The 3,392-nt window shown below is 34.4% G+C and carries 4 protein-coding genes; all 4 read right to left on the minus strand.

Annotated elements, in window-relative coordinates; all coding sequences use genetic code 11:
* Window positions 1-138: 138 nt before the first annotated feature.
* The 4 genes from KEM09_RS21645 to KEM09_RS21660 all read right to left on the minus strand — a co-directional run bounded on the left by KEM09_RS21645 (window position 139) and on the right by KEM09_RS21660 (window position 3,259).
* Complete coding sequence (locus KEM09_RS21645) at window positions 139-810, minus strand: hypothetical protein (RefSeq protein ID WP_212232009.1); 672 nt, start codon at window positions 808-810, stop codon at window positions 139-141.
* A gap of 275 nt (window positions 811-1,085) precedes the next feature.
* A complete protein-coding gene (locus tag KEM09_RS21650; RefSeq protein WP_212232011.1) occupies window positions 1,086-1,931 on the minus strand; it encodes a hypothetical protein in 846 nt (281 codons plus the stop codon).
* A gap of 121 nt (window positions 1,932-2,052) precedes the next feature.
* Complete coding sequence (locus tag KEM09_RS21655) at window positions 2,053-2,616, minus strand: hypothetical protein (protein ID WP_212232013.1); 564 nt, start codon at window positions 2,614-2,616, stop codon at window positions 2,053-2,055.
* A gap of 154 nt (window positions 2,617-2,770) precedes the next feature.
* Window positions 2,771-3,259: a hypothetical protein gene (locus KEM09_RS21660; RefSeq protein WP_212232015.1), complete on the minus strand. Its 489-nt coding sequence runs from the start codon at window positions 3,257-3,259 to the stop codon at window positions 2,771-2,773.
* Between the last annotated feature and the right edge of the window lie 133 nt (window positions 3,260-3,392).

Here is a 3,392-nt window from a genome sequence, read left to right on the forward strand (position 1 = left end):
TTGGCCGCATGGCGCTGTAGCAGATTCTGCGTTGAGATTGTCCGTCCGAGAGGACGAGACTATCGAGGCGGGAATCTGCCCACCCAAAGTGAGCCGGACTGCTATGCGCTATGGCGGCGTGTTGGCACTCGTTTTTTTTCAATAATTCACATTATAAAATGTCGTATCTATATTCTCAATATAAACACACCTATTAAAAAGCTTTATGACATCAGCAGGTCGGCTATTGTTTGGATAATAGATAAAACCACTTGATTGAAACATGTATTCTTCATCTGCAACTACAGAGAAATTAATCACAGTATCTCTACTAGTTTCATTAAACTCTATAGCTTGAGCAGGAAATCCATTATTACCGAAATAACTATCACTGTCAGTAAGTGAAAAATTAATTTTATTAAACCTTTCATTTACATTGCTAAAAATCACACTTAAAATCCTTTTAGGTCTTATATAAAAATCAAAATTATAATTCCTTCCTGCTTTAAATGTATAATTGGGAGATATGTATTTCTCATTTTCAATTTTTACAAAATATGTGCCTTCAAATTCTTTCTTTTGAGAACCAATTCCTTTACTGAAAAAGAACTTACCATCTTTATTTAGCTTTAGGGTGTCTTTAAAATTTTGCTCATAACGTGGTTCAATAAAATCAATAATTACACTGAGATTTTCATTTTGAACCACAGTCCCACTATAATAATCTTTTACTACACCATTAATTTCAGTTGATAAAAATGAATCCTTATTGCAACCCATTATTGTAATCAACACCAACAATAGAAAGAAATTAACTCTTAGCTTTGTCATCTTTTTAATTCTCAATTTTTCAGGGTAAAAATGTTTTGTCAATAATCGTCTTGTATGCTATGCAAATGAGTGCCAACGGCCTGCCGCATAGAGCGTAAAGGAAATTACCTTTACAAACTTTTCAAATTGAGCAGAGCCAAAGCGCTGTATTTGTTTTTAACTTTTCATTTCTAAAGCCAAATCAGTGATTTGGCGTTGTTTGTCGAAGCTATTGACCAATCAATATGCACTGCCTCCTTTATGCTCTATTGCGGTTTGTTGGGCACAGTACTTTCTTATTCATTTAGGTCTAATATTTTCATCTCACTTTCTTTCGGTGGAGGTGGCAATTCATGTCCCACAAAATCATAATTCTCAGGAATTCCCTCCCAGAAGTCAGTTCGTAATTTAAATGGAACCTTTTGATTTAATATTGCCAATTCTTTTGCCTCTAGGTCACATATAGTTTTCTGAAACGCTTCCATACTGACCTCATTTGCAATATAAATATAGCCTTCTAAACAGTCCTTTATGAGTTTTGAAAATTTTTCCTGATTTGTTTCCAAGTCCCACAGTAAAGCAATATTTACTCTAAAATATTTTTCTGTAGGCAATTCATGATAACGCTTTATGACTTCATTCTTTACAGAATCTAAAGAGGTAAGCTTCCTGCGAATTAAAAGTGAGTCATTCTTGTCCAAATAAATATGAATCCAATGAACGTAAGGATTAAACGGCGGAATATCTTTACTGTCATCACAATTTTGGTAATTATTAGAATACAATAATAATTTGGTCGAATTGATACTGTCTAATCTGAAATTGACTTTTAATTTAACTTGCCTGCAATAATACTCCTTGAACGTTGAATCAAATTTAGTCCATACATTATTTCTGATATCCGCTAAGTTGTAATTTGTAATGGGAGCTAAACTGTCATAACAAAGAAGCTTTAGTTCATTGTCACAGAATTCCAAAGTCTTACTTGGCGGTTTATTAAAACTGCAAGATGATAAAACTATTATTGCTATGATGAAAATTTGCTTCATTTGCGTGTATTGTGCCCAACGGCCTGCCGCATGAAGCGTATGGAGATTTAACCATACAAACCTTCCAAATTGAGCAAAGCCAAAGCGTTGCATTTGTTTTTATCTTTTCATTTTAAAGCCAAATCGATTTGGCGTTGTTTGCCGAAGCTACGAACCAACCAAGGTGCGCTGCGCCCTTTATGCTCTATAGCGGTTTGTTAGGGGCTGCCATTTTTTAACTTTCGCTTAATACCAATGGTCTATATTTAGTCCAATGATTATTCTTTTTTTTCATAAGAACAACCTCGCCAAAACCACACAGAAAGCCGCAATTCATCCAATATTCAATTATTGCATATTCTCGATTTTGTGAATATATAATTCTACGAAATTCACAGATTCCCATTTTTCCGTAATATTTTGAAATATTTTCTAAAACTGGGTCTTCAAAGCTTTCTGCGTTGTCAATACTCTCATACTTAATCAATGAATCTGGATTTAAAATCAAAAGGAAGTCATTGCGGTTTAGCAATTTTGACTCATTGTTTTGCATTTTGAACTTTACTTTCTCAAATCGATAATCCTTTTCTAAATGAGGTATATCCAACATTGAAGTGTCAATGGAATGTCTTACAAACGGAGATAGTAAAAATGGAATACTTTGGTCCTTGAAAGTAGATGTCAAATCATTAATTAAATTCTGGTCTTCATCTTCTAATATTTCATAAGTACGTGTCTGAGCAATTACACACGTATACAAAGATGAAATCAAAAGAAATATTGATAATGTTATTTTCATATGCGGTTTATATTCTTTGGTTGCCCCTAACGGTTGGCCGCATGGCGCTGTAGCAGATTCTGCGTTGAGATTGTCCGTCCGAGAGGACGAGACTATCGAAGCGGGAATCTGCCCGCGCAAAGTGAGCCGGACTGCTATGCGCTATGGCGGCGTGTTAGTGGCTGGGCTTTTTCTTATAAATTTCCTTTACTGTATTCTTAAATTTCTTTCTTGTTCCGAATCTATAGTATACAGTTATATCGTCATTAATTGTTTTTATTGTCATTCGGTCTGGTTTTGAGAACCCACCATAACCTGCTGCACCTAATAAAGTCATGATTATTAGTTCTACCCAATTAGTATACCCTTTTGAATAAGACACAGTTTTTAATTCAGAGTATTTAAATATATCGTAGTCGTTGAACTTTCTAATGAGTCCTTTTTTTTCAACTACAAAGCGGTCGTCATATAACAAGAGTTTTGGAAATCTAATGAACAATAGTCCTAGAATAGCTGGTAATGTTATTGTTAAAGCTATATAATCAATTACTTTAATTAAATACAGGGAAAGCAGGATTAGTCCTATTAATAGAAAAATTGCTAAATATCGATAGTAATTTTGTCCTCGTAATGTAAAATATGGTTTTATTGTATTTTGCGACATGATAAATTATTCTTGCGTAATGCGGTTTTGCCTTGCCACTAACGTACAAGTGCATGATGCTGTGGCCATCTTTATTTTTTTGCGGTCATCCCCATCGATGGCCATGCATTATGCATGTTGTTAGGCGTAGTGA

This window comes from Carboxylicivirga mesophila, assembly GCF_018271975.1.
In the GTDB taxonomy this organism is placed as follows: Bacteria; Bacteroidota; Bacteroidia; order Bacteroidales; family Marinilabiliaceae; genus Carboxylicivirga; species Carboxylicivirga mesophila.

Excerpts from the sequence above, each read along its gene's own strand:
- KEM09_RS21645 (WP_212232009.1), bottom strand. The coding sequence starts at position 810 with ATGACAAAGCTAAGAGTTAATTTCTTTCTATTGTTGGTGTTGATTACA.
- KEM09_RS21650 (WP_212232011.1), bottom strand. The coding sequence starts at position 1,931 with ATGCAACGCTTTGGCTTTGCTCAATTTGGAAGGTTTGTATGGTTAAAT.
- KEM09_RS21655 (WP_212232013.1), bottom strand. The coding sequence starts at position 2,616 with ATGAAAATAACATTATCAATATTTCTTTTGATTTCATCTTTGTATACG.
- KEM09_RS21660 (WP_212232015.1), bottom strand. The coding sequence starts at position 3,259 with ATGTCGCAAAATACAATAAAACCATATTTTACATTACGAGGACAAAAT.